18 protein-coding genes are annotated in these 20,449 nt (G+C 63.6%); 5 read left to right on the forward strand and 13 right to left on the reverse strand.

Annotated features, from left to right (window positions below; translation table 11 throughout):
- The coding region (locus APH42_RS05610; RefSeq protein ID WP_156352734.1) for an MFS transporter at positions 1-534 on the reverse strand (534 nt) is incomplete at its 3' end.
- A gap of 194 nt (positions 535-728) precedes the next feature.
- On the opposite strand from APH42_RS05610, the gene APH42_RS05615 reads away from it, so the two are divergent.
- The gene (locus APH42_RS05615; protein WP_060492896.1) at positions 729-1,415 is read left to right on the forward strand and encodes a helix-turn-helix domain-containing protein; all 687 of its coding nucleotides are present in this window, start codon (positions 729-731) and stop codon (positions 1,413-1,415) included.
- Here the strand turns inward: APH42_RS05615 and APH42_RS05620 are convergent.
- The 4 genes from APH42_RS05620 to APH42_RS05635 all read right to left on the reverse strand — a co-directional run bounded on the left by APH42_RS05620 (position 1,398) and on the right by APH42_RS05635 (position 4,595).
- Positions 1,398-2,279: a sterol desaturase family protein gene (locus tag APH42_RS05620; protein WP_060492897.1), complete on the reverse strand. Its 882-nt coding sequence runs from the start codon at positions 2,277-2,279 to the stop codon at positions 1,398-1,400. The genes APH42_RS05615 and APH42_RS05620 overlap by 18 nt on opposite strands.
- A gap of 118 nt (positions 2,280-2,397) precedes the next feature.
- Positions 2,398-3,177, reverse strand: a complete 780-nt coding sequence (locus APH42_RS05625; protein ID WP_060492898.1) for an alpha/beta fold hydrolase — start codon at positions 3,175-3,177, stop codon at positions 2,398-2,400.
- On the reverse strand, positions 3,174-3,593 hold the full coding sequence (locus APH42_RS05630) for a VOC family protein (protein ID WP_060492899.1): 420 nt from the start codon (positions 3,591-3,593) through the stop codon (positions 3,174-3,176). The genes APH42_RS05625 and APH42_RS05630 overlap by 4 nt, the downstream gene beginning before the upstream one ends.
- A gap of 75 nt (positions 3,594-3,668) precedes the next feature.
- Entirely contained in the window at positions 3,669-4,595 is a 927-nt protein-coding gene (locus APH42_RS05635) for an alpha/beta fold hydrolase (RefSeq protein ID WP_060492900.1), read from the reverse strand.
- A 191-nt stretch (positions 4,596-4,786) separates the two neighbouring features.
- Between APH42_RS05635 and APH42_RS30780 the strand changes: the two genes are divergently transcribed.
- Positions 4,787-5,884, forward strand: a complete 1,098-nt coding sequence (locus tag APH42_RS30780; protein ID WP_256217787.1) for a dermonecrotic toxin domain-containing protein — start codon at positions 4,787-4,789, stop codon at positions 5,882-5,884.
- 123 nt (positions 5,885-6,007) lie between these two features.
- Positions 6,008-9,256, forward strand: coding sequence for an NEL-type E3 ubiquitin ligase domain-containing protein (locus tag APH42_RS30785; protein ID WP_256217788.1), 3,249 nt, complete (start codon positions 6,008-6,010; stop codon positions 9,254-9,256).
- A 4-nt stretch (positions 9,257-9,260) separates the two neighbouring features.
- On the opposite strand, the gene APH42_RS05645 is transcribed toward APH42_RS30785, so the two are convergent.
- The gene (locus tag APH42_RS05645) at positions 9,261-11,705 is read right to left on the reverse strand and encodes a UvrD-helicase domain-containing protein (RefSeq protein ID WP_060492901.1); all 2,445 of its coding nucleotides are present in this window, start codon (positions 11,703-11,705) and stop codon (positions 9,261-9,263) included.
- 186 nt (positions 11,706-11,891) lie between these two features.
- Between APH42_RS05645 and APH42_RS05650 the strand changes: the two genes are divergently transcribed.
- A complete protein-coding gene (locus APH42_RS05650) occupies positions 11,892-12,590 on the forward strand; it encodes a pirin family protein (protein ID WP_060492902.1) in 699 nt (232 codons plus the stop codon).
- A gap of 153 nt (positions 12,591-12,743) precedes the next feature.
- Here the strand turns inward: APH42_RS05650 and APH42_RS05655 are convergent, their stop codons facing one another.
- The 7 genes from APH42_RS05655 to APH42_RS05685 form a co-directional block, all read right to left on the reverse strand.
- Complete coding sequence (locus tag APH42_RS05655; RefSeq protein ID WP_012272926.1) at positions 12,744-13,643, reverse strand: transporter; 900 nt, start codon at positions 13,641-13,643, stop codon at positions 12,744-12,746.
- A 76-nt stretch (positions 13,644-13,719) separates the two neighbouring features.
- Positions 13,720-14,781: an NADH:ubiquinone reductase (Na(+)-transporting) subunit F gene (locus tag APH42_RS05660; RefSeq protein WP_060492903.1), complete on the reverse strand. Its 1,062-nt coding sequence runs from the start codon at positions 14,779-14,781 to the stop codon at positions 13,720-13,722.
- 11 nt (positions 14,782-14,792) lie between these two features.
- Positions 14,793-15,152, reverse strand: coding sequence for a phenol hydroxylase subunit P4 (locus APH42_RS05665; protein WP_060492904.1), 360 nt, complete (start codon positions 15,150-15,152; stop codon positions 14,793-14,795).
- A 65-nt stretch (positions 15,153-15,217) separates the two neighbouring features.
- Positions 15,218-16,732, reverse strand: coding sequence for an aromatic/alkene/methane monooxygenase hydroxylase/oxygenase subunit alpha (locus APH42_RS05670; protein ID WP_012272929.1), 1,515 nt, complete (start codon positions 16,730-16,732; stop codon positions 15,218-15,220).
- Between the two features lie 32 nt (positions 16,733-16,764).
- On the reverse strand, positions 16,765-17,034 hold the full coding sequence (locus tag APH42_RS05675) for an MmoB/DmpM family protein (RefSeq protein WP_012272930.1): 270 nt from the start codon (positions 17,032-17,034) through the stop codon (positions 16,765-16,767).
- Positions 17,031-18,026 carry an aromatic/alkene monooxygenase hydroxylase subunit beta gene (locus APH42_RS05680; RefSeq protein WP_060492905.1) on the reverse strand — a complete coding sequence of 332 codons (996 nt, stop codon included), beginning with the start codon at positions 18,024-18,026 and terminating at the stop codon, positions 17,031-17,033. The genes APH42_RS05675 and APH42_RS05680 overlap by 4 nt, the downstream gene beginning before the upstream one ends.
- A 55-nt stretch (positions 18,027-18,081) precedes the next feature.
- Complete coding sequence (locus APH42_RS05685; RefSeq protein WP_012272932.1) at positions 18,082-18,339, reverse strand: phenol hydroxylase subunit; 258 nt, start codon at positions 18,337-18,339, stop codon at positions 18,082-18,084.
- A gap of 375 nt (positions 18,340-18,714) precedes the next feature.
- On the opposite strand from APH42_RS05685, the gene APH42_RS05690 reads away from it, so the two are divergent.
- Complete coding sequence (locus APH42_RS05690; RefSeq protein WP_012272933.1) at positions 18,715-20,403, forward strand: sigma-54-dependent Fis family transcriptional regulator; 1,689 nt, start codon at positions 18,715-18,717, stop codon at positions 20,401-20,403.
- The last annotated feature ends 46 nt before the right edge of the window (positions 20,404-20,449 follow it).

Raw genomic sequence — 20,449 nt, forward strand, 5'->3', positions numbered from 1 at the left:
CGACAGGAACAGCCCCAACGTGGCCGTGGTCTGGATCCAGGCGGTGAAGAAGCCCCGTCGGCCCTTGGGTGCATGTTCGGCCACATAAGTGGCCGCGCCGCCGTATTCACCACCCAGGGCCAGGCCTTGCAGCAGGCGCAGGGTAATCAGGATGACCGGCGCAGCCACGCCAATCGCGCTGTAGCTGGGTAGCAAGCCCACCAGTGCGGTCGACAGGCCCATGATGACAATGGTGATCAGGAAGGTATGCTTGCGCCCGATCATGTCGCCCAGCCGGCCGAACACGATGGCGCCGAACGGCCTTACCGCAAACCCGGCGGCGAACGCCAGCAGCGCGAAGATGAACGAGGTGGTTTCATTGACCCCGGCAAAGAAGTGCTTGGCGATGATCGCGGCGAGAGAACCGTACAGGTAGAAGTCGTACCATTCGAACACCGTGCCCAGGGACGAGGCGAAGATGACCTTGCGCTCCTCCTTGGTGATACCGCGTTGGGGCGCGCTACTGCCCGTGGATGCGCTGTCGAGAACCGCCATGGGTTGCCTCCGTCATGTCGTCATGCAGGCCGGAGCACCTCACAACCACTTCACCGTCGCACCCAGGCGCTGGGGCTTGCTTTGGGTTGCGCGAAGCACGACGAGGCGGGCCGCCTCGGATCGCAGCAAGGTAAATGAAGCATAATCGGGATTGCCGGGATATCCACCCGCCTGGCCATACACCAGAGGGCAGCATGGACGACACGGCAACACCCGGCTGGCAGGGCGATATCTGGTTGGCGGACGATCACTGCCTGCTGCGGTCTACGCTGGGCAGGACCGACAGCCATGTGCATTACGCGCATCAGGTGCTTGTGGGCCTTGGTGCGGATGTCGAGGTGCGCCTAGGCGAGCGGATTTGCAGCGGCCCACAGGTGTTCATCGCGTCGCGGCAACCCCATGCCATCCTCAGCCATGGCGTACCGTGCCTAACCGTGTTTGCCGAACCGCTGGCCTTCGACCTGGCAGACCTTGCCCTAGCCTGCAAGCAAGCCGGCAACAGCGCAGAGCAACTGGCAGAGTGCCTCATGCACTGGCCGCGCCGGCCGCTCGACCCGCGCCTGAGAAAAGCCCTCGAGCGCATCCGCGCACTCGACGAACAGGCCTTGCCGGCCCAGGAACTGGCCAGCACTGTTGCGCTGTCGCTCAGCCAACTGGAACGCCTGTTCAGCGGCTCACTGAAATTGTCCGTGCGCCGGCTGGTGCTGTGGCAGCGCTTGCGCATGGCCCTGCAACAGGCGCTGGGCGGCGCCAGCCTGACCGAAGCGGCATTGGCGGCGGGGTTTGCCGATTCGGCGCATTTCACCCGCAGCGTTCGCCAGCAATTCGGCCTCAGCCCAGGTACCGCTTTGCGCCGCTTGCGCCTACGTACGTTCGGCTAACGCCTGACGCAGGCCTGCCGGCAATACCGCCGGTGGCTGAACATCTGCGCTTGCCCACGGCTCACGCAGTTGCGCCAGGTACGCCTGCGGATAGTCCGGCCGATCACCGATGCCCATGTCGTCGTCCGCCAGCGTATAGCCTGGCAGGTACAGCCGCGTGCCAAGCAGGCGGTCCCACAGGGGGAAGAACAGCGCAAAGTTGACGTCGCCGGTAGTGCCGTACTTCAGGTGGTGCAAGCGATGCACCGGTGCCCAGGCGAACACATGGCGCCAGCCGCCAATATGCATGTCCACGTTACTGTGCTGCAGCAACAGCTGGATAGACACACTGAACGCCAGCAGCGATGCCACCTCGACGGGCAAGCCAAGCAGCAGCAACGGCAAGGTGCCCCCCAAGGTTTCGAGCAACTGGTGTATAGGGTGTTTCATCAAACCGTTGAAGCCGTACAAGCGGGTGACACTGTGGTGCACCGCATGCAGCCGCCACAGCAGCGGGCTGCGATGGCTGGCGTAGTGCACCAGCGTGATGCCCAGGTCGGCCAAGGCAATGGCCAGCAGCAACTGCAAGGCCAACGGCCAGTGGCCCGGCCACAGGCCCGTTTCCGGGAGCCAGTGGGCAAGCAGCGGGATGCCTGCCACGCTGGCGAGGGTCAGGCACTCGTTGAACAGCGCATGGCACAGGTCGCGACGGCCATCGCCTTGTGCCCGGTTCCAGGCAGCCTTGTAAGGCATGAGCCGCTCACAGGCGAATGACAGCAGCACTGCGCTGGCCAGCAGTGGCACCAGCCACAACGGGTGGGCTGCCAATGACAAGGCGGCGGCAATGAAACCGAAGAAGAACAGTGGGGCGTATAGGGTGCGCATGGGCGACTCCAGGTAGTCAGGAGCCGCCAGTGTTGAGCCTCAGCCCAGGTGAGCGCTTGAAAGAACGGCGCATGCATGGCCGCGCCTGCAAATCGCCCGCGTTGGCTTGAAAAAACCGTTACCGCAAGAACTGCACGACCTCCGCCAGCACCACCTCTGCCTGCTCCCGGTGTGGCACATGCCCACAGCCTTGCAGCAGTCGCGCCACCCCAGGCCCACCCGCCAGCGCCACCAGTCGTTCGGGGTGCGCCGACGAGCCAAACTCGTCGTTATCGCCATGCAGGCTCAACAAGGGGCAGCGAACCTGCGCCAAAACGGTATCCAGGTTCCAGTCGGCAAAATCCTCGGCCAGCCAGTTGTCCACCCAGGCGCGCAGTACCCATTGGGCCTTGCTGCCGTGGTAGCGCTCCAGCCGCTGCAGTTGCCCAGGCTCGGCAAACTGCTGGTCCGCTGACCGAATGCCTTCAAGTGTGCGGGCTTCGACAAAGGCCTGCGCCGACTCGGTGATCAACCCCATGCACTGGCTGGCGAATGCCGCAGCGCAGGCCACGGCCATTCCGCCGCCAACGCTGTGACCGAAGACAATGAAATCAGCTATGTCAAAGTACTCGCGCAGGGCCGTGAAGCCCTGCTGCGCCTCGTTCTCGACAAAGCCCAGGCGTAACCTGCCGGGGTGTGCGTCGGAACGACCGAAGCCCAAGCGGTCGTAAGCGATCACCTGGTGCCCGGTAGCCTGCGCCAGCTGCGCCGGGAAGTCGCGCCACAAGGCCACGCAACCCAGCGAATCGTGCAACAGGACGATAGGCGCCCCCTGTGCCTGCAGCGGCACCCACTGCTGGGCGAACAGCTTGCCTGACGCGGTGTCGATCCAGTGCTCGCGAATGTGCAGGCCGCTCATACCGCCTCCGCCACCGGCCCCTTCAACTCGACCTGGTTGCCATCCGGGTCGTAGCAGTACAGCGAGAGCCCTTCGCCTTCGGCGCCATAACGCTTTTCCGCAGGCTCTACCGTTACCCCGGCGGCCTCCAGGTAGGCCGTCAGTGCGGCCTCGTCGAACGGCTCGATCCGCAGGCAGAAGTGATGCAGGTTGCGCCCCTCCACCCCCGGTGCCGCCCCGCCTGGCTGGCCCAGCGGGCCGTCCAGGGTCACCAGGTCGATCATCGCTGTGCCCGTGGCCAGGTGCACCATGCCCAGGTCTTCGCGCACCCGGCTGACATTGCAGCCCAGCAGCTCGGTGTAGAAGGCAACACTGCGCGGCAGGTCACGGACCCGCAGAACAAGATGGTCTATGTGCTTGATAGCGAACGGTCGCATGCCGGGCTCCTTATGCCGTGTGTGCGAGTACCGTCGCCACCATAGCCCAGCTTCGCCCGGCGTGGCCAGAATCAGCTACTCGTTAACCAACCGTTGCAGCACGCCCCCTTCATGGCGCGTCAAGATACGCAGCAGTTGGTCGACCAGCGCGCGGTCCGGGGCGTCCAGGTGGAAGTGGTGCCCGCCCGGGTGCCAGGAAACCTTCGCCTGGCTGGGCAAGGCGGCCTGACGCCGGATAAAGGCCTCACCAGTGAATGCGCCCTGGCGGCCAAACAGCAGGTACAACGGGCAGCGGATCTGGCGGAGCAGGTCGCAGGCTTCGCGCTCGGTCAGCGGCATGGGTTCGGGCAGCACCAGCCGTGGATCGTGGCGCCAGCAATAGCCATCGCCCAGTTGCAGCAGGTCGCGCAACGCCAACAGCCGTGCGGCACCCTCCGACAGCTCGGTGTCTAGGCGTTCGCGGCGTTGCGCCAGGGCGGTGTCCAGGTCGTCGAAGCGGCCCGCGTCCGGCTCGGCAAAACCCGGCAACTGGCTGCGCTGTACCATGCGCTTGAGCCGGTAGGCCCGTGCCAGGTGCTGCACGCGGTCATCCTCGGCCACCGTGAACGGTGCACCCATGCCGTCGAGGAAGGTCATGCTGGCAACGCCACTGGTCATGGCCGCCAGCAGCGACGCTACGCCAGTGCCCATGCCATGGGCCAGCACATGAAACTGCGCCAGGCCCAGGCTGTCGACCACAGCCAGCATGTCCTGGGCGTGTTCCCACAGGTAATAGCCACTGTCATGACGACGATGGTCGGAACGGCCATGGCCGACCAGGTCGGGCGCCACCACGAAGCAACCATCGAGCATCGGTGCCAGGCGCTCGAACGAGGCGGCGTTGTCCAGCCAGCCATGCAGGGCCAGTACCGGTATCCCCTCTTCCGGGCCCCAACAGCGCACAGCAATCTCGATACCGTCGAGGTCCAGTAAATGGTCCTTGGGACTGAACGGCGAACGCATGCTCTCTCTCCCTGACTGGTGCCTGGCGCGTACTCGTCAGGCCGGCACACCACCTTGGCCCAGCCACGGCTCACCTGCTGGCCCCTCGCCGACAACCGCATGTGCATCACCGACTCGGGCAGGCAATTATCTACCGCACCTCGCGCCTGCGCCTGCGGCTCCATAGCGGCGACCGACCACGGAGCTACGACATGAGCCACACCCCTTACCACCACGCGCAAATGACACAGTCCCTTCCCGGCTGGAGCAAGGCGCTGCACAGCGAACACGCCAGTCGCATCCTGGCGCGCTTGCGCAAGGACTATCAGGATGCCGAAGGCAATGCTTACCCTTGGTACAGCCAGGCAGACCCACTCACCCGTCAGGCCGTGCAGCGCGCCATCGCCACTCGCGACGCCAGCAGCAGGGCCCTGCAGGCTGCGCTGAGCGACTTGCAGGGCGTCACTGCGTTCTGCGCCCCACTGCTGCAAAAGCAGCTGGGCATCGACACCCCGGTCACTCAGGCGCAATACGTTTATCAAGCCACCGCCGTCAGGCAACCGGACGGGATACCGAGTGGCCCTGTAGTACCAGGTGAGCTGGGCGAGATCGTACCCAAAGGTGACCCGCAGTATCGCAGCCTGCTCGAAGCGGCCCTGCACAATTTCGAAGGAACTGCCGATACCACCCGTTTCAGCCGCCTGCAGCACGGCCGCCAGGACATCAGGCCAATCGCAGGGATGTCAGTGGCGGGGTTCATCGACCAGTGCCGTGCGCTTGACCTGGGCCAGCGCTACCAGCAGCACCTTGACCAGGTCTACGGCGGTGCAAACAAAGCCGAGCTGCAGTCACTGGCCATCACCGCACGGCGTGACGAGTTCCGCGTGCAAACCCGTATTGCGGCCTGCAAAGGCCACCTCAGCCACGCCAGCGCTTTCGCGCTGCATGGCCTCGGTGCCGAAAACGCCGACCCCACCTATCAAGGCCGCCCCCTGCGTTGCTGGCAGCTGCAATTGTTTGGCATCCCGATCCACGAACTGCTGTTCATCGCGCCCACGCAAAACCGCACCCATGACCCGGTATTTCTCTACAACCCGGCAGATGGCGATGCGCTCAGGGAATTTGCCTCGCTGGGCGATGCACGCAAGTACCTGCGCCAGCAACTGCTGCAGGACGACTACCGCAAGCGCTTCGTCGCCCTGGCGCTGCAATCGCAACAGGCAGCGTTGAACCAGCAGCTTGAGCGCGCCCTTTACAGCAACGCCGACCAGGGAGCGCAGCGGCAACCTCGCAAGTCGATACATCTTTAGTCCATCGACAGCACCTTGCCAGATGTCCCTTGGGCACAGCTGGAATCCCGCCATCTTGTACGTCTGCGGGCCGATGCTCGCCAGGTGGCGGTTCCCACAGAGGATGTTGACGCCAGGGTACGCTTGCAGAACATCGAATACTGGCTGGACCTGGGCATGACCGTGCTGAATGTCGCCGCCATGGTCGTACCCTGCCTGAACCCGATCATGCTGACCATCGGCGCCGCGCAGATCATGGGCAGCGTGTTCGAGGGCATTTCAGCGTGGGAGGAAGGTGACAATGAAGCGGCTGTGGCCCAGCTTGAGTCGGTGTTGCTGAACATTGTCACAGTGGCTGCCATGGGCGGCGCCACCGTAGCGCTGAAGGCCTCAGGATTCGTCGATGCCATGCAGAGCATCGTCAAGGATGGCAATGACTACCTATGGAACCCCACGTTGAAGGACCGTGCAAGCCCGGTATCGATTGCCGAACACCTTGAGCCCGACGCACAAGGCCGTTACACGGTAGACGGGCGCCACTACATTCGCATCGATGGTGTTGTCTACGAACAGGTGTATGAGCGGGGCCAGTGGCGCATCCCCCACCCACTGGACCCACAGGCTTATCGGCTGGTAGTGCGCGAATACGGTGCAGGCGCATGGCGCGCAGAACATGAAACGCCGCTGGAATGGGATGACCTGTATTTGTTGCGCCGCTTAGGGCCAATCAGTGACGGCCTGACTGACGAAGCGCTGAAGGCAGCGCTAGCGAGCTCCGGTGTGCAAGGCGACGAACTTCGCCAAACCCAGGTTGCCGCACAGCAACCGCCTGCCTTGCTGGCCGATGCACTCGACCGCCTTAGCGCACGGGATCAGCTCAGCCCTGCCGAACGAGCCCACCCCCTGGCCAGGCAGTTTCCGGGGCTGCCGGGGCGCGCCATCCGGCAGCTCATGGCCAGGACCTGCGCCAGTGAGCGCCTACGCCTGGCCCAAGGCAGGGTGCCTTTGCGCGTCGCCGAAGAGGCCCGGCGGCTTCAGGCACATGCCCGCTTGAGCAGGGCCTTGCTGGGGCTGTATCGCCCTGACCTGGCCACTGCCGACAGTGAAGTGCTGGATGCCGCACTCAAGGCCGAACACCCTGAGCTTGATCCTCACCAACGGTATGAGGTGGCGATTGCCAACCGGGCGCATGCGGCACGGCTGATCGGGCAGCAACCCATCAGGCCGGGCTACCGTTCGCCAATGCGCCTGGCCGATGGCCGCCTTGGCTACCCACTCAGTGGAAGGCTGCCTTGGACCAATACGGCAAATAGACGATTGCGGGCACTGTACCCCAGCCTGAGTTCAAGCGAGCGCAATACTTTGCTCGGCCAAATGCGCCAGCGCGGTAACGTAGCGGCGCAGATCAGCGCGCTGGAAACCGAGCGCAACAGCCTCGACAACACACTGCGTGACTGGACGAGCCAGGGTAACGAGAACCAGCGCAACGCACGCAACGTGGTGCGAGACCTGTTCAATGCCGCCTGGCGCCGTGACGACCCCGACAGCCTGACACTGCAGGGCCTGGAAGTCGACGCCCTGCCATCACTGCCGGCGCGCTTCGATCACATCACCACCCTGAACATTCGCGCTATCGGCATCCGTCAGATACCTGCAGACTTCTTCCAGAGTTTCCCCTCGTTGCGCACCCTGCGCCTGGCGCAAAGCCCAGAGCTCGATTTCGACGGCCTGTTCCGTGCACTGGCGTCCACCCCGCAACTGGAAGAGCTGGACCTGGGCAACAACCAGTTGGGCAGCCTGACCGACGGAATGCGCCAACACCTGACCGGCCTGACCCGCCTGCGCCGGCTGAGCCTGCGTCTGAACAGGCTGCAGCTAAGCGAAGCCGACCTGCAGACCCTTGCACAGCTTCCCCTCGAATACATTGATCTGGAGTACAACCACATTACGCTGAGTGATGCCTTGGCAGCACGATTCACCGGCCTGCACCAATTGCGCGGCCTACGCTTGACCAACAACCCGCTGGGTCAGGCCCCCGACCTGACCGGTCTGACCCGCCTGACCAACCTGCAACTGCGCAACTGCAGCCTGCATGAGTGGCCGCGCGGCCTCACATCACTGATGGCGCAGGCCGACCTGCAATTGCGCCACCTCAGCCTGAGCTACAACCCGATCGCCGAGGTGCCGGACCTTAACCAGTTGCTGACCAGCCCCTTTGCCGATGCCCTGCGTGCAAACCGCGATGCCTTGTGGGACTTCAACGAAAACGACCTGGATGCCAACAGCAACCGCCGGCTACGCGCGGCCGGCGTCGAAGTGCACAGCGACGATCAACTGTCGGATATCAGCGAGGAGTTCTGGCTCGTGGATGCCAGCCCAGAACAGACACAGCTTTGGAACGAATTATTCGAGGGCGATGCAAACCGACATTTACGCGATGTCATCGAACGCGTGACTCGCTCGCAGCAAGCCGAGCAGGATTTGCGCGGGCTGAGTAACCAGGTCTGGCGGTTGCTCGAACAGGCCGGGCAGGATGAGGCGCTGCGCACCCATCTGGACAATGTCGCGCAAGACTACCCGCCCACCTGTGGCGACGCCGGTACCGATGCGTTCAGCGCCCTCGAAATTGAAGCACAGGTGTTCAGCCAACTGGCCCAGGAAGCAGAGCGCCCCGCCTACCTGTTCAACTTTTTCAGAACCCTCTATCGCCGGGAAATGGTCAACGCGCTGGGCGAACGGATCCAGCTCGCTCGACTGGCGCGCCAGGCACGCTTGCTGGAGCTGGAGCGGCTACCTGCCCAGGCACAGCCCGCAAGGCTTGATGTGCCTGCACTGGACAGCCTCGACGAGCTGAGTGACAACGCCCTGCTCACTGGCGGGACGGACCTGATCGAAATACGCCTGGCCTTGCGCCAGTCACTGGCAGTGCCACTCGACTTTCCAGAAACCAGCCAAGGCATGCTGTATCGCCGCGAAGCGATGATTTCGACACGGGTGGAAAGCAATGTCGAACACGCCGTCCGGCAATTCGACCAAACCGCCACAGAGCGCAGGGCATGGGTTGCGCGGCAGCCCAGCTGGCAACGTTACCTTGCCCAGCACTTCGCCAGCCAGTTCGCCACGCTGGATGAGCGGTGGTACCAAGGCATGCAGTACCTGGACTATTGCCTGGACGCTGAAAACGAAGCCGTCACTTCGCTGGATGGTACGGTATTGCAAGCCATCGGCGAGGCGCTGCCCGCGCCAGCGTTGGACGGCAGTGGTCAATTGCAAAGAATGGACCTTGGCAGCCAGGCTTACGACCTGGCCAGCCGGCGCCTGAACGCCGGGCGTGAGCAGCAGCGCGAAGCGTTGTTCGAAACGCTTACCCGCCTGCAAGACCCGAACAGATAGCGCCCTACTGCCCGCGCAGGTCTTCGAAAAAGGCCTGTCTGCCATCCACTTGGCTCGACGCCCGTGGGGCCACCGCGGCATCGCCGTTGGCGGCCTCCACATGCCAGTAGCAGTGCTGCACCGCGCGGGTCACCGCCACATAGGCCAGGCGTTGCACCTCTTCCTTCTGCGCCGTATCGAACGGCTGCGCATCACCAGCCTTGCCCAAGCCGGCTTGGCGATACACCTGATTCTTGTACGGCGAGCTGGTCAGGTACTGGCAGTCACCCAGCATGAACACCGCATCGGCCTGCAGGCCCTTGGCACTGTGGTAAGTCAGTTGGCGCAGCCGACGCTGTTCGGCCGGCAGCGCCGCGTCGGCGTGCAATACGCCTTGCAGGTGCTCGGCCATCAAGGCCCTGTCGCTGCCTTTGCGGTACAGCATCATGACCGTCTCACCGCGCTGGTAATGCTCGATCAGCGTTTCGCCCAAGGCGGCCTCGTCACGGTCGAACACCTTGACCGGCGAGCCGGGCAGCTCGGCCGCCGGGCCACTGGCACGGGCTTTCTTGCCGGCAATCGCCGGGGTGCCTTTGACCAGGTGCTCGGCCGCGTCGATCACCTGCTGCTGGCAGCGATAGTTGTCCACCAGCATCACCCGCGTGTTGGCCGGTGACGGGAAGGCCTTGGTGAACTCCATGAAATACTTGGGCGAACTGCCACGCCAGCCGTAGATCGACTGCCAGTCGTCACCCACGCACAGCAGCGACGAGTGCTGGGCGTGGCGCCCAGTGTGCATGGCCGGGCCGCGTCGGCGGATTTCGGCGAGGCTGGCACGCAGCCAACTGACGATCTGCGGCGACACATCCTGGAACTCGTCGATCATCAGGTGCGCCAATGGCCGCAGCAACGGGTCGGGCAGCAGTTGCAGGTTTTCCGGGTTGTTTTCGCCGAACAGCGCGAACATGCGGTTGTAGCTCATCACCGGCGGCGACTGGTCCAGCAGGTGCATTTCCAGCGCTTTCCAATACAGCGCCAGGGCTTCGAAGAACCGTGCATCACTGTCGCCGGACGGGAAGCTCATGGCCGCCACCGCGTTGTTAACGTCCAGGCCAAGGTTCTCGATGAAGTTGGCCGCGCTGACGAATGCATCCAGCAGTGGCGCCGGGGCCAATTCACCCTTGACCTTGTACTCGAAGCCGGGGCCAGCCACCGCATCGCCTGCCAACGATGCGGCCAGGCGCCGGGCCATGGCGTAGTTGTCCAGCCAGATCAGTGGCCTGTCGCAGAAAGCCTGCAACAGCGTGCGCTTGACCGCCCACTCCGCACGCGCTGCCAGCTTGGCGCCAGGGCGCTGGTACTGCGCGCTTTCCGCCGGGTCGAAGCCCAGCACCACCAACGGCCCCTGGCCTTGCAGACGGCCATGCACATGAAAGCGGCTGCCACGGATGTCGACGGTTTCGCGGCAGGGTTCGATGCCCTTGATCGGCCAGGCACCGGCAGCGAACCACAGGTCCTCGATCACGTCGCACAGTTCTTCGTCGCGTTGGGCCGCCAATTGGGTTACCTGGGCGCGCTTCTGCACGTCGGGGTTGTTCGGGTCCAGCGGTTTGAGCTGCAACGCTTCGCTGCGCAACAGGCCTACCAGCTCGGCAAAACGCGGGCTCTCGCCCAGCAAGCTGCTGTAGCACTGGTTAAGCTGCTGGCGCTGGGCGTCGTTCAGGCGCAGATCGAACGGGTTGCTGTCAGCCTCGGCTTCACGCCCTGCAGGCATCTCGTTGCCCAGTGTTTCGAATGCTCGCACCTGGCCGAAGCCTGGCAGGCTGCGCACCAGCGGCAGGATGCGCGAATGGAAGGTGCGCACCAGCTCGCGGGCCTGCACCGGTTGCAGGTTGATCTGCCACAGAGCGAAGACCTGCAACAGGCGCTTGATGAAGTCCTTACGCGACTCGCGGGTGAAGGTCACCACGGTCATTGCATCCAGCTCATAGCCCAGGTAATGGCGTAACAGCAGGATGCGCAGCACCAACGATGTGGACTTGCCTGCCCCGGCGCCTGCCACCACGCAGGTGGAAGGGGTGTCACTGAAGATCAGCTTCCATTGCGCGGCGCTGGGCTGCGCCTCGGTAGGCAGGCGCTGGGCGACATCCGCCTTGAAGCGCTTCTTCAGCTCGGCTGTCAACGGCAGGCGCCAGTCGTCGAACAGGTTGTCGTCCTGGCCAGGCACAGCGGTTGTGTCGGGGCGCGAATCGCGAATCACCAGCACCTGGCGACCAGCCTCATAGCCAGTGGCGTGGCCGAGGGACCAGGAGTCACGGTGCTGGGCCTGCAAGCGGGTCAGGCCACGCCCCAGCAGGCGGGCGACCAGGCGGCGAAACCAGGGCAACTGGGCAGGAGGGGTAAGGTCGGCGAGGGCCTGGGGTTGCTCGTGGGCCACGGTCACTCCGTTGAAAATCAAAACAACGGGCATGTTCGCCGCATCGACGGAAAATCGCCAGCGAATGCTTGCAGATCAGTGGATTAGGCGATGAGGCGCATAACGCTTGGCAGCATATTCAATCCAACAAATAGATTGTTTTAAGCCGATATTTACGCTTATTTTCGATGTTTCTTTAGCGCATCATGGCGTCATTCCACTGTTTCAAGGAGCACGATCATGCTGCAACTGCGACCCTTCGAAAGCCTCGGCCACGCCAACCATGGCTGGCTTGACGCCCACCATCACTTCTCCTTCGCCGAGTACTACGACCCGGCACGCATGCACTGGGGCAACCTGCGGGTATGGAACGACGACCTGATTGCAGCCGGCAGTGGCTTCCCGCCGCATCCGCACCGCGACATGGAAATCATCACCTATGTACGTGAAGGCGCGATCAGCCACCAGGACAGCCTGGGCAACAAGGGCCGTACCGAAGCCGGTGATGTGCAGGTGATGAGTGCCGGCACCGGTATCGTGCACAGCGAGTACAACCTGGAAGACGTCGATACGCGCATTTTCCAGATCTGGATCGTGCCGGAGCGCACCGGTGAAGCACCGCAGTGGGGTAGCCGGCCGTTCCCCAAAGGCGAACGTGGCGAAGGCTTCGTGACCTTGGCCAGCGGCCGTGCCGGTGATGAAGACAGCCTGCAGATTCGCACCGATGCACGGTTGGTGGCGGCCACCTTGCGTGCGGGTGAAACCGCCGAATACCTCTTCGATGCCGCACGCCGGGGTTACCTGGTGCCGGCCAAGGGGCTGGTCGAGGTCAACGGGTTGCGGGCCAAGGCGCGCGACGGCGTGGCAATCGAGCAGGAAGCAGTACTGCGCGTGACCGCCATCGAAGACAGCGAGATTGTGCTGGTGGATGTGGCCTGACGCCCAGCGACCTGCGTTGTTTGTAGGAGCGGCCTTGTGTCGCGATCGGGCTGCGCAGCAGCCCCAGCACGCTCTGCAGCGCGGCAGAAACCGAGGGGCTGCTGCGCAAGCCCAATCGCGACACAAGGCCGCTCCTACAGGGACCACGCAGGCTTAGAAGGGCAAGGTCAACTTCAACCAGTAGGCATCGCCTTGGGCGCGGTTGCGCACTTCGGTTTCCTTTGACCACTTGGCCGTCACGAACCAGCCATCCTTGCCGCTGTACTTGATCGACGGCCCGATGGCAAAGCTGCGGCCTTTGTTGTCTTCGATGCGCTCGCCATCCAGGTTGTCGTCAGTCGTCTGCCGGTAGTAGTACCCCCCTACCCCCAGCACCCAACCATTCCCAAGCCCCCACCCCACGGCATAATCCACATGAAATTCCTGCCCCGAGCGGTAATCGGTGGCTGGGTTGCGCCGGTTGAAGTCGTACATCACCTTGGCATCCAGGTTGAGCCCCGCCGGGTCGACATAGCTCATCGCATACACCGGCTCGAACACCCAGTAGTTGCGCCCTGGGTTGGCCAGGTCGTTTTTGTCGTAGCGGCCGGTGGGGGCAATCATGTCGAAGGCCAGGATGCTGTGGAACTTGTCGCTGTGGTGAAAGCCCAGTGCCGGGCCGAAGATCACGTCACCCAGGCCACTGTTGTGCTGTGACTGGCCATTGAGCGAGACCTTGACGTCCACCAGCGGCACGATGGCATGCAGCGCCAGGCTACCGCCCAGCAGGGTGTAGTCACTCACCCAGATCAGCCGGGGGACGATGGCGTTGGCCCGCACGCGAAAGTCCACCGGCAGTTTGCGCCCGTCGTTGCCACGCAGGTTGTCTGCTTCATAGTGGTTGACGAACAGCTGGCCATAGAAGCCCGGTGGCGGCATGGCGCCGGACATGTAGTTCTCGGCCCCCAGTGGATACGAGGTGCCACCCCCTTCGGTGGCATGGGTCAAGTTGGCGGCGCCGAACAACGAGGCACACACGGCAAGGCGAAGCAGGTTCGCTAGGGTCGGGTTCATCGGGTCAACCTTTGTTGTTGTTATCGGTCGGGTGCACGCCGGCCCCCCGCGTTCGGGGCGCCGGGCTTGAAGGTGTTCAGATGCGTTTGAACAGGGCCGAACGCTGGCCTTCGGCAGCACCATCGGCAGCGCTGTAGAAGCGCTCCATGAAGATGTCGCGTTCGAACAGGCGGCCTTGCATCAGGCAGGTGATGGCCGCATCGATCATCGGTGGCGGGCCGCACAGGTAGGCCTTGTGACCGTTGAAGCGGCCATCGAAATGCTGCCTGGCCGCGTCGTGCACATAGCCGCGCACACCTTGCCACTGCTCGTCCTCAGCAGCCTGGCTAAGAGCAGGCACGTAGCTGAAGTTGGCATGGCGCTCGGCCAGCGCCTCGAACAACTCGCGGTTGTACAGTTCAGCTCGGGTACGGGCGCCCTGGAACAGTGTGATGCGCCGGGTATCGCCACGCGCCAGCAAGTCGAGAATCATCGACTGCGGGCTGGAAAGCCCCGAGCCGCCAGCGATGAAAATCAGGTCACCCGGCTGTGAGCCGCGCACGAAGAACTGCCCGTAAGGGCCCGACAGCGCCAGCGCATCGCCCACCTTGAGCTGCTGGTGGATGTACCCGGTGGCCACGCCGCCTTCTACCAGACGCACGTGCAGTTCCACCTCGTCGGCCTGCTGGGGCGGGTTGGCCAGGGAAAACGCACGGGAGCCTTCGATACCTAGCAGCTGCAAGTTCACGTACTGCCCGGCCTGGAAGGCCATCGGCCGGTCGAGCTTGAGGTGCACGCCGCGAATGGTCGGCGACAGTTCCACCAGCTGGGTGACCACCGCACGGTAGTCCTGCACCGGCAGGCCGGCGAAGTCCGGGTCGACATCGATGTCGGCCTCGATCACCAGGTCACTCTGCGGGATGGCGCAGCAGGCCAGCACCTTGCCCTCGTCGCGTTCCATGTCCATCAGGGCGAAGGACGATGCAGCGCCGAGGTCGACTTCGCCTTCCAGCACCTGGCATTTGCAGGTGGCACAAGTGCCGTGGCCACAGGCAAACGGCAGCCAGACGCCCTGGCGCAGGGCGGCTTCCAGGATGGTCTGGCCCTCCTCCACTTCGATCTGCTCACCGGTAGGTTCGATGGTGACTTGATAGCTCATGGCGGCATTCCTCAGTTGTGGCTGCCGCCCAGGCCTTCGAGGCCGGGGGTGTGCAGGTGCAGCAGGCTCTTGTGGGCAACCCCGTTGGCGGCCAGGCCACGGGCCAGATCAGGCGTGAACGGCTGCTCGTCAAGGCGCCAGCGGGCGGCGGCAAAATCGACCTGTGCAGCATCCGGGTGCAGGGCAATGGCCGGCTTGACCACCTGTTCGATGAAGGCGGCAAAAGGCAGCGCCGGGTCCACCGGCAAGGTGAACGGTGCGCAGAACAGCAGGTGGTTTTCCCAGCACAGGTACACCAGCTGGGCGCCGTGGAAATTGGCCTGGCAGTCCAGGGGTTGGGCGGTGTAGCGGCCGATGGCGGTCACGGGCATGGCGTTGGTCCTCTTGTTCTTGTGAAAACCAGGGCGCAACAAGCGCGCCCTGGCAGATCGGCACTTCAGACAACCTTGCGTTCGGCACCCTGCAGCGCCTGCCAGCGCTGCTGTTCGGGCGAGCCCTGGTACTCGAAGTTGTCCTGGCCGGGGGTGATGTTGTAGTAGTCGCGCACCACCGACTCGACATCGCCGCCCCCGCAGTTGCCCTGCAGGATCTGGTGCACCGGCAACCAGGCCTGCACGTACTTGTCCGGCTCGAAGGCGAAGATGTCGCAGCAACCATCGGAGCAGAAGTGGTAGCGCTCGCCCTCGTGCACCAGGCTACGGTGGCTCAATTGCGTCGGCGCATCCGGCTCGGTGAAGGCCAGCGGGATCTGGCAGATCTGGCACAGCATCGGCAGCGTCGGGTTGTAGAAGCGCTCACCGCGCGCCTGCAATTCGCGCCAATGCTCGTAGCGCGGGCGGTAGTAGCGGTCGAAGGTGTCCGGGTACTTGGCCGACAGCCAGTCCAGTTCTTCGTCGGTAGGGATCCAGGTGTGGAAGTTGGTGGCCTGGCTGTACTGGTAGAAGATCGACCAGGCCTGGTGGCTGATGTGCTCTTTGCCGATGGTGGTCTGCTCGACGTATTTCGGCGGGCGAATGCCATAGCGTTCCAGGTCCTTGAACAGCGCGCCGCCGGCCTCCTCGAAATACACCTCCCAGGCTTCGGCCCAGGACATCACTTTGTTTGGCAGCATGTAGTCCATCATCATGCCGACCAAGGTCAGCAGCCGGTAGCCGCGCCAGAACCACTTGTCGATCCAGCGTTGCACGATAGGCACGTTGTCCTCGTGCTGCTCAAGCAGGAACTTGATCACCTCCAGGCCCAGGGTCATGTGCCGGGCTTCATCGGACTGCGCCGAGAAACCGAAGGTGACCGTGGCCATGTCGCCGTTGAATGCCGCACCCGACATGAATGGCACGAACAGCAGGTTGGTCAGCACGTACTCGAACGAGAACGAAATGGCGGTAAGGAACTCGAACGGGCCCGCCGTGCGGGCATCCTCGAAGAACGACTTGGGCACCGACAGGAACCACACCCGGTCGTGCATGTGGGCAAAGTCATGCAGGCCGTTGAAGTGCTTGTTGTAGTGGCTCATGGCGTGCACCTGGGTCTGCACGTGGCGCAGCTCGTCGATGGCCTGCATCTGGCAGGCCACCCGTGCGCCGGCACCGCCAAAGTGCCGGCCAACCCGGGCAAAGCCCTGATAGGCCTGGTACTCCAGGGGTGTGACGCCACTCAGGAACAACTTCAGGGCGTTGACATAACGGGCGTCGGAAATGTTCTGGTGGCCGTTGTTCTGGGCAAAGGCATCGAAGATGGCGTACAGCTTCTTTTCTTTTTCGGCCTGGTACTTCCAGTAGGCGTCCATGGTCAGGCGGAACGGATCTTCCCACTTGTCCCAGTCGGTGATCTTGATGCCTTCGAACCGCTCGTAGGGGTAGATGTCTTCCTTGCTCTGGTAGCTCGGCTCCCAGCCCAGGTCACGGGTCAGGCAGCGGTACTTGTCTTTCTGGTTGAGGCGCTTGGCGGCCATGGTGGTCTCCCTTGTTCTTGTCGTTGTGCGGATCAGTTCCAGTGCAGGGCGAAGCAGTCTTCGTCTTCCTCGACGTTGCCGCCGAGGGTGATCACGTCGATCAGCATTTCCTGCACGTCCCATTCACGGCCAAGCTTGTCTTCCACCGTGGCGCGGTGAATTTCCAGGCGCCCTTCGGCCTGCACGCGGATCATCGCCGGCTGGTGCTGCACCTGGGCATGGGGGTTGTCCTGGGTGATGGCCTCGACGATGTAGCGGGCGCTGTCGTTGTCCTGGAAGGCGATATAAACGAGGGAAGTCATGCGGCATCTCCACTGAGGCCGAGTTTTTTCAGGCGTGCGCCGAAGGCACTGTCACAGGCATCCAGCGCGTCGCGGCCGGGGCCGGCCTCGGCCAGTGGCAGCAGCGCTTGCACGGCGCGGCCGCGCCATTGGCTGACCCAGCCCTCGATCAACTGACGGTTGTGCGGGCTTTCGGCAACCACGGTCTTGACCAGGGCATCGACCCAGCGCTGGCTCTCGGCGAACCACAGGCGCATGAACTCGGTGAGCATGCCCAGCTGCCCTGCCCCGGCGGCCACCAGTTGCGCGTCGAAGTGCTCGAACAACAGCGGGTACAGCAGGCCATCGCTGACCAGGTTCTGCGCCAGGCTCAGTTCGAACCAATCGCGCAGCACCAGGCTGTCCTCCACGTAACGGCGCAGCCCTTGCCAGGCTGGCTCGTCCAGCCAGCGCTGCTTGGCTTCGGCCAGCAGTGCCAGGCCGTCGTCCTCCAGCAACAGCCCCATGCGCGACAGATATTGGGCAATGGCCAGGCGGTCCATGGCGTGGAACATGTGCATCTGGGTGACGCTGGTGCCGAACGCGTCGGCGGCAATGCCACTGTTGTTCATGTTGGCGCCCAGTTCGGCATGGCGCAGCGGTAGCAACAGGCGCGCGATCAGGGCGCGGGTTTCGGCAGACAGGCTGGCCAGCAGTTCGCGTTTTTCGCAGAAGGCAAAACTGTGCTCGGCGTTTTCCTGCATGCGGGCCCGGGCCTGCACGTAGGTGCCGTAGTAATACTGGCGCGGGTCGCTGACGGCGTACCAGTCGGCCATTTGCACGGCAGTGCGGCTGGGGTCGTTGAGCAGCTTGTCGGGCTGCCACAGCGGGCGGTAGTGGAAGTTGCTGGCGGCTTCGATGTCGAAGCTGGCTTCCTGATAACGGCTGGCCGGCTTGTCACCGAAACGGCGGCGGGTGTGGCTGAAGGTCTGGCGGATCGGCTCGACCGTGGCCGTCTTGATCTCGATACTCATGCAAGGCGTCCTGTACTTGTTGTTGTGGGGATGCAATGCGCCGGCAAGCGGCGCTTCACTCGTCCGCGTCGCGGCTTTCGCCATAGCGCCACTTCTGCATGTCGGCATCGACGGCAGCGGCCATCGCGGCATCCATGTGGCGCACTCGGTTGCTGGCGCAGAAGCTGGCGAAGGCAGTGCGCGGCAGGACCAGTTCGACGAACAGGTCCGGGTAACCGATGGCGAAGTCGAACTCGACAAAGGCCGCATCCGGTTCGCTGCGTACGCGGACGTAGCGCGGCATCTGTTCGAAAGAAGGGGTGGCTGAGGTCATGCGCTGGTGCTCCGGCTGGACGTGCCAAGGGCTAGAGCAACGGCTGTGCCAGGCACTTTCAAATCAAATAAAAATTCATTCAACTCATTGTTTTTTATGAGTTTTAATTTCTACTGACGCTAACCGGACGTGGCCCTGCCCGCGCACAGAAGCCTGCCCGTTTGATCATTTGCTCAATCGGGCCAAGGCGGATGGAGCAAATGGCCAATGCGGCCAGCGATTGACTTTTGCGCGGCTTTCAGGCGGTTTAGAAAAGAGAGCGACCCGGGCCTTGCCTGCAACACCGAGGTCGTTTCGGCGTGACCGATAAACCCGCCCAGCCTGAGCGGGTGCACGCCAAATCCCCATACAACTACAAGCAAGGGGCGCAAGCGAATGATTACCCAGTACAGGGCGCCTGAACCTGCACCGGCGCTGAAAGACCTGACCGAGCGGGTACGGTTCGAAGGCACCGAAGGCAAGATCTGGCTGGACGAACAACGCATGCTGCTGGTGCAAGCTGCGACCATGGCCAGCATGCGTCGCGAGCTGATCGAAATGCTCGGCGAAGAACGGGCCAAAGGCTTCTTCCTACGCCTGGGCTACCAGTCAGGCCTGAAGGACGCCGAGCTTGCCCGCAAGCTGCGGCCCAACGGCAACCCGGTGGAAATGTTCTTCATCGGCCCGCAGTTGCACTCGCTCAAAGGCATGGTCAAGGTGCGCCCGCAGCAACTGGAAATCGACCTGGACAACGGCCACTTCTACGCCGACATCGAGTGGCAGGATTCCTTCGAGGTGGAAAACTGCCAGTCAGAAGGCCTGCATTCCGAGCAGCCGGTGTGCTGGATGCTGCTGGGCTATGCCATCAGCTACAGCTCGTTCTTCCTTGGCCGTCAGGTGCTGTACAAGGAAGTCAGCTGCCGTGGCTGCGGTGGTAGCGAGTGCCGCATCATCGGCAAGCCGGTGGAGCAATGGGACGATGCCGAAACCTTCTTGCGCTACTTCCAGAGCGACCCGGTGATCGACGAGCTGCAATCGCTGCAAGTGCAAGTGGCCAACCTGCGCCAGCGCCTGCAATACGAGTCGGGGCAGTTCTACGGCATTGGCCAGTCGGCGGTGTACCGGCGCTGCTGCGCGCTCACCGACAAGGTCGCCCCAGGCAAGGCCTCGGTATTGCTGCTGGGTGAAACCGGGGTGGGCAAGGAAGTGATCGCCCGCAGCCTGCACCTGCGCAGTGAGCGTGCCGGCGCGGCATTCGTCGCGCTGAACTGCGCGACCATCCCGCCAGACCTGATCGAAGCCGAGCTGTTCGGCGTCGAGAAAGGCGCCTACACCGGCGCCCAGCAGGCTCGCATGGGGCGCTTCGAGCGGGCCAACGGCGGCACGCTGTTCCTGGACGAGATCGTCGAGTTAACCCCGCGAGCCCAGGCCAGCCTGCTGCGCGTGCTGCAGGAGGGCGAACTGGAGCGGGTGGGCGACAGCCGTACGCGGCCGGTGGACGTGCGGGTGATCGCTGCCACCCACGAGAACCTCGAACAAGCGGTCAAGGACGGGCGTTTCCGTGCCGACCTGTTCTACCGGCTGAACGTGTTCCCGGTGCACATCCCGGCGCTGCGTGAGCGCCGCGAAGACATCCCGCTGCTGATCGAACACTTTCTCGGCCGCCTGCACCAAAGCTACGGCAAGAAAACCCGTGGCCTGAGCGACCGAGCGCTGCAGGTGTGCTTGCAATACGACTGGCCAGGCAACATCCGCGAGCTGGAAAACCTGATGGAGCGCGGCGTGATCATCACCGACGAGAACCAGAGCATCGGCCTGGACGCGCTGTTCCCGCATGAGCCGCCGGCTATCGACAGCATCGGCCTGGGTAGCGATGGCCGGCTGGTCGCGGCCAGTGACCAGGCTGCGCCTGGCTGGGTGGCGCAGATTCTCGACAGCGGTACTGGCCTGGATGCCGTCGAAGACGCGCTGATGCAGGAAGCCATGCAGCGCTGCGGGCAGAATGTTTCTGAAGCCGCGCGCCTGCTCGGCGTAACCCGCCCTGCCCTTGCCTATCGGCTGAAGAAAGCCCCCGACAAGCCTTGAGCATTTGCGCAATGACACTGGCGCAGGTTGATCAAATGATCGAGCC

This window comes from Pseudomonas sp. NBRC 111140, from assembly GCF_001320885.1.
Classification (GTDB): Bacteria; Pseudomonadota; Gammaproteobacteria; order Pseudomonadales; family Pseudomonadaceae; genus Aquipseudomonas; species Aquipseudomonas putida_P.

Coding starts and splice junctions, on each gene's coding strand:
- APH42_RS05615 (WP_060492896.1), top strand. CDS start 729: ATGGACGACACGGCAACACCCGGCTGGCAGGGCGATATCTGGTTGGCG.
- APH42_RS05620 (WP_060492897.1), bottom strand. CDS start 2,279: ATGCGCACCCTATACGCCCCACTGTTCTTCTTCGGTTTCATTGCCGCC.
- APH42_RS05625 (WP_060492898.1), bottom strand. CDS start 3,177: ATGAGCGGCCTGCACATTCGCGAGCACTGGATCGACACCGCGTCAGGC.
- APH42_RS05630 (WP_060492899.1), bottom strand. CDS start 3,593: ATGCGACCGTTCGCTATCAAGCACATAGACCATCTTGTTCTGCGGGTC.
- APH42_RS05635 (WP_060492900.1), bottom strand. CDS start 4,595: ATGCGTTCGCCGTTCAGTCCCAAGGACCATTTACTGGACCTCGACGGT.
- APH42_RS30780 (WP_256217787.1), top strand. CDS start 4,787: ATGAGCCACACCCCTTACCACCACGCGCAAATGACACAGTCCCTTCCC.
- APH42_RS05645 (WP_060492901.1), bottom strand. CDS start 11,705: ATGCCCGTTGTTTTGATTTTCAACGGAGTGACCGTGGCCCACGAGCAA.
- APH42_RS05650 (WP_060492902.1), top strand. CDS start 11,892: ATGCTGCAACTGCGACCCTTCGAAAGCCTCGGCCACGCCAACCATGGC.
- APH42_RS05655 (WP_012272926.1), bottom strand. CDS start 13,643: ATGAACCCGACCCTAGCGAACCTGCTTCGCCTTGCCGTGTGTGCCTCG.
- APH42_RS05660 (WP_060492903.1), bottom strand. CDS start 14,781: ATGAGCTATCAAGTCACCATCGAACCTACCGGTGAGCAGATCGAAGTG.
- APH42_RS05665 (WP_060492904.1), bottom strand. CDS start 15,152: ATGCCCGTGACCGCCATCGGCCGCTACACCGCCCAACCCCTGGACTGC.
- APH42_RS05670 (WP_012272929.1), bottom strand. CDS start 16,732: ATGGCCGCCAAGCGCCTCAACCAGAAAGACAAGTACCGCTGCCTGACC.
- APH42_RS05675 (WP_012272930.1), bottom strand. CDS start 17,034: ATGACTTCCCTCGTTTATATCGCCTTCCAGGACAACGACAGCGCCCGC.
- APH42_RS05680 (WP_060492905.1), bottom strand. CDS start 18,026: ATGAGTATCGAGATCAAGACGGCCACGGTCGAGCCGATCCGCCAGACC.
- APH42_RS05685 (WP_012272932.1), bottom strand. CDS start 18,339: ATGACCTCAGCCACCCCTTCTTTCGAACAGATGCCGCGCTACGTCCGC.
- APH42_RS05690 (WP_012272933.1), top strand. CDS start 18,715: ATGATTACCCAGTACAGGGCGCCTGAACCTGCACCGGCGCTGAAAGAC.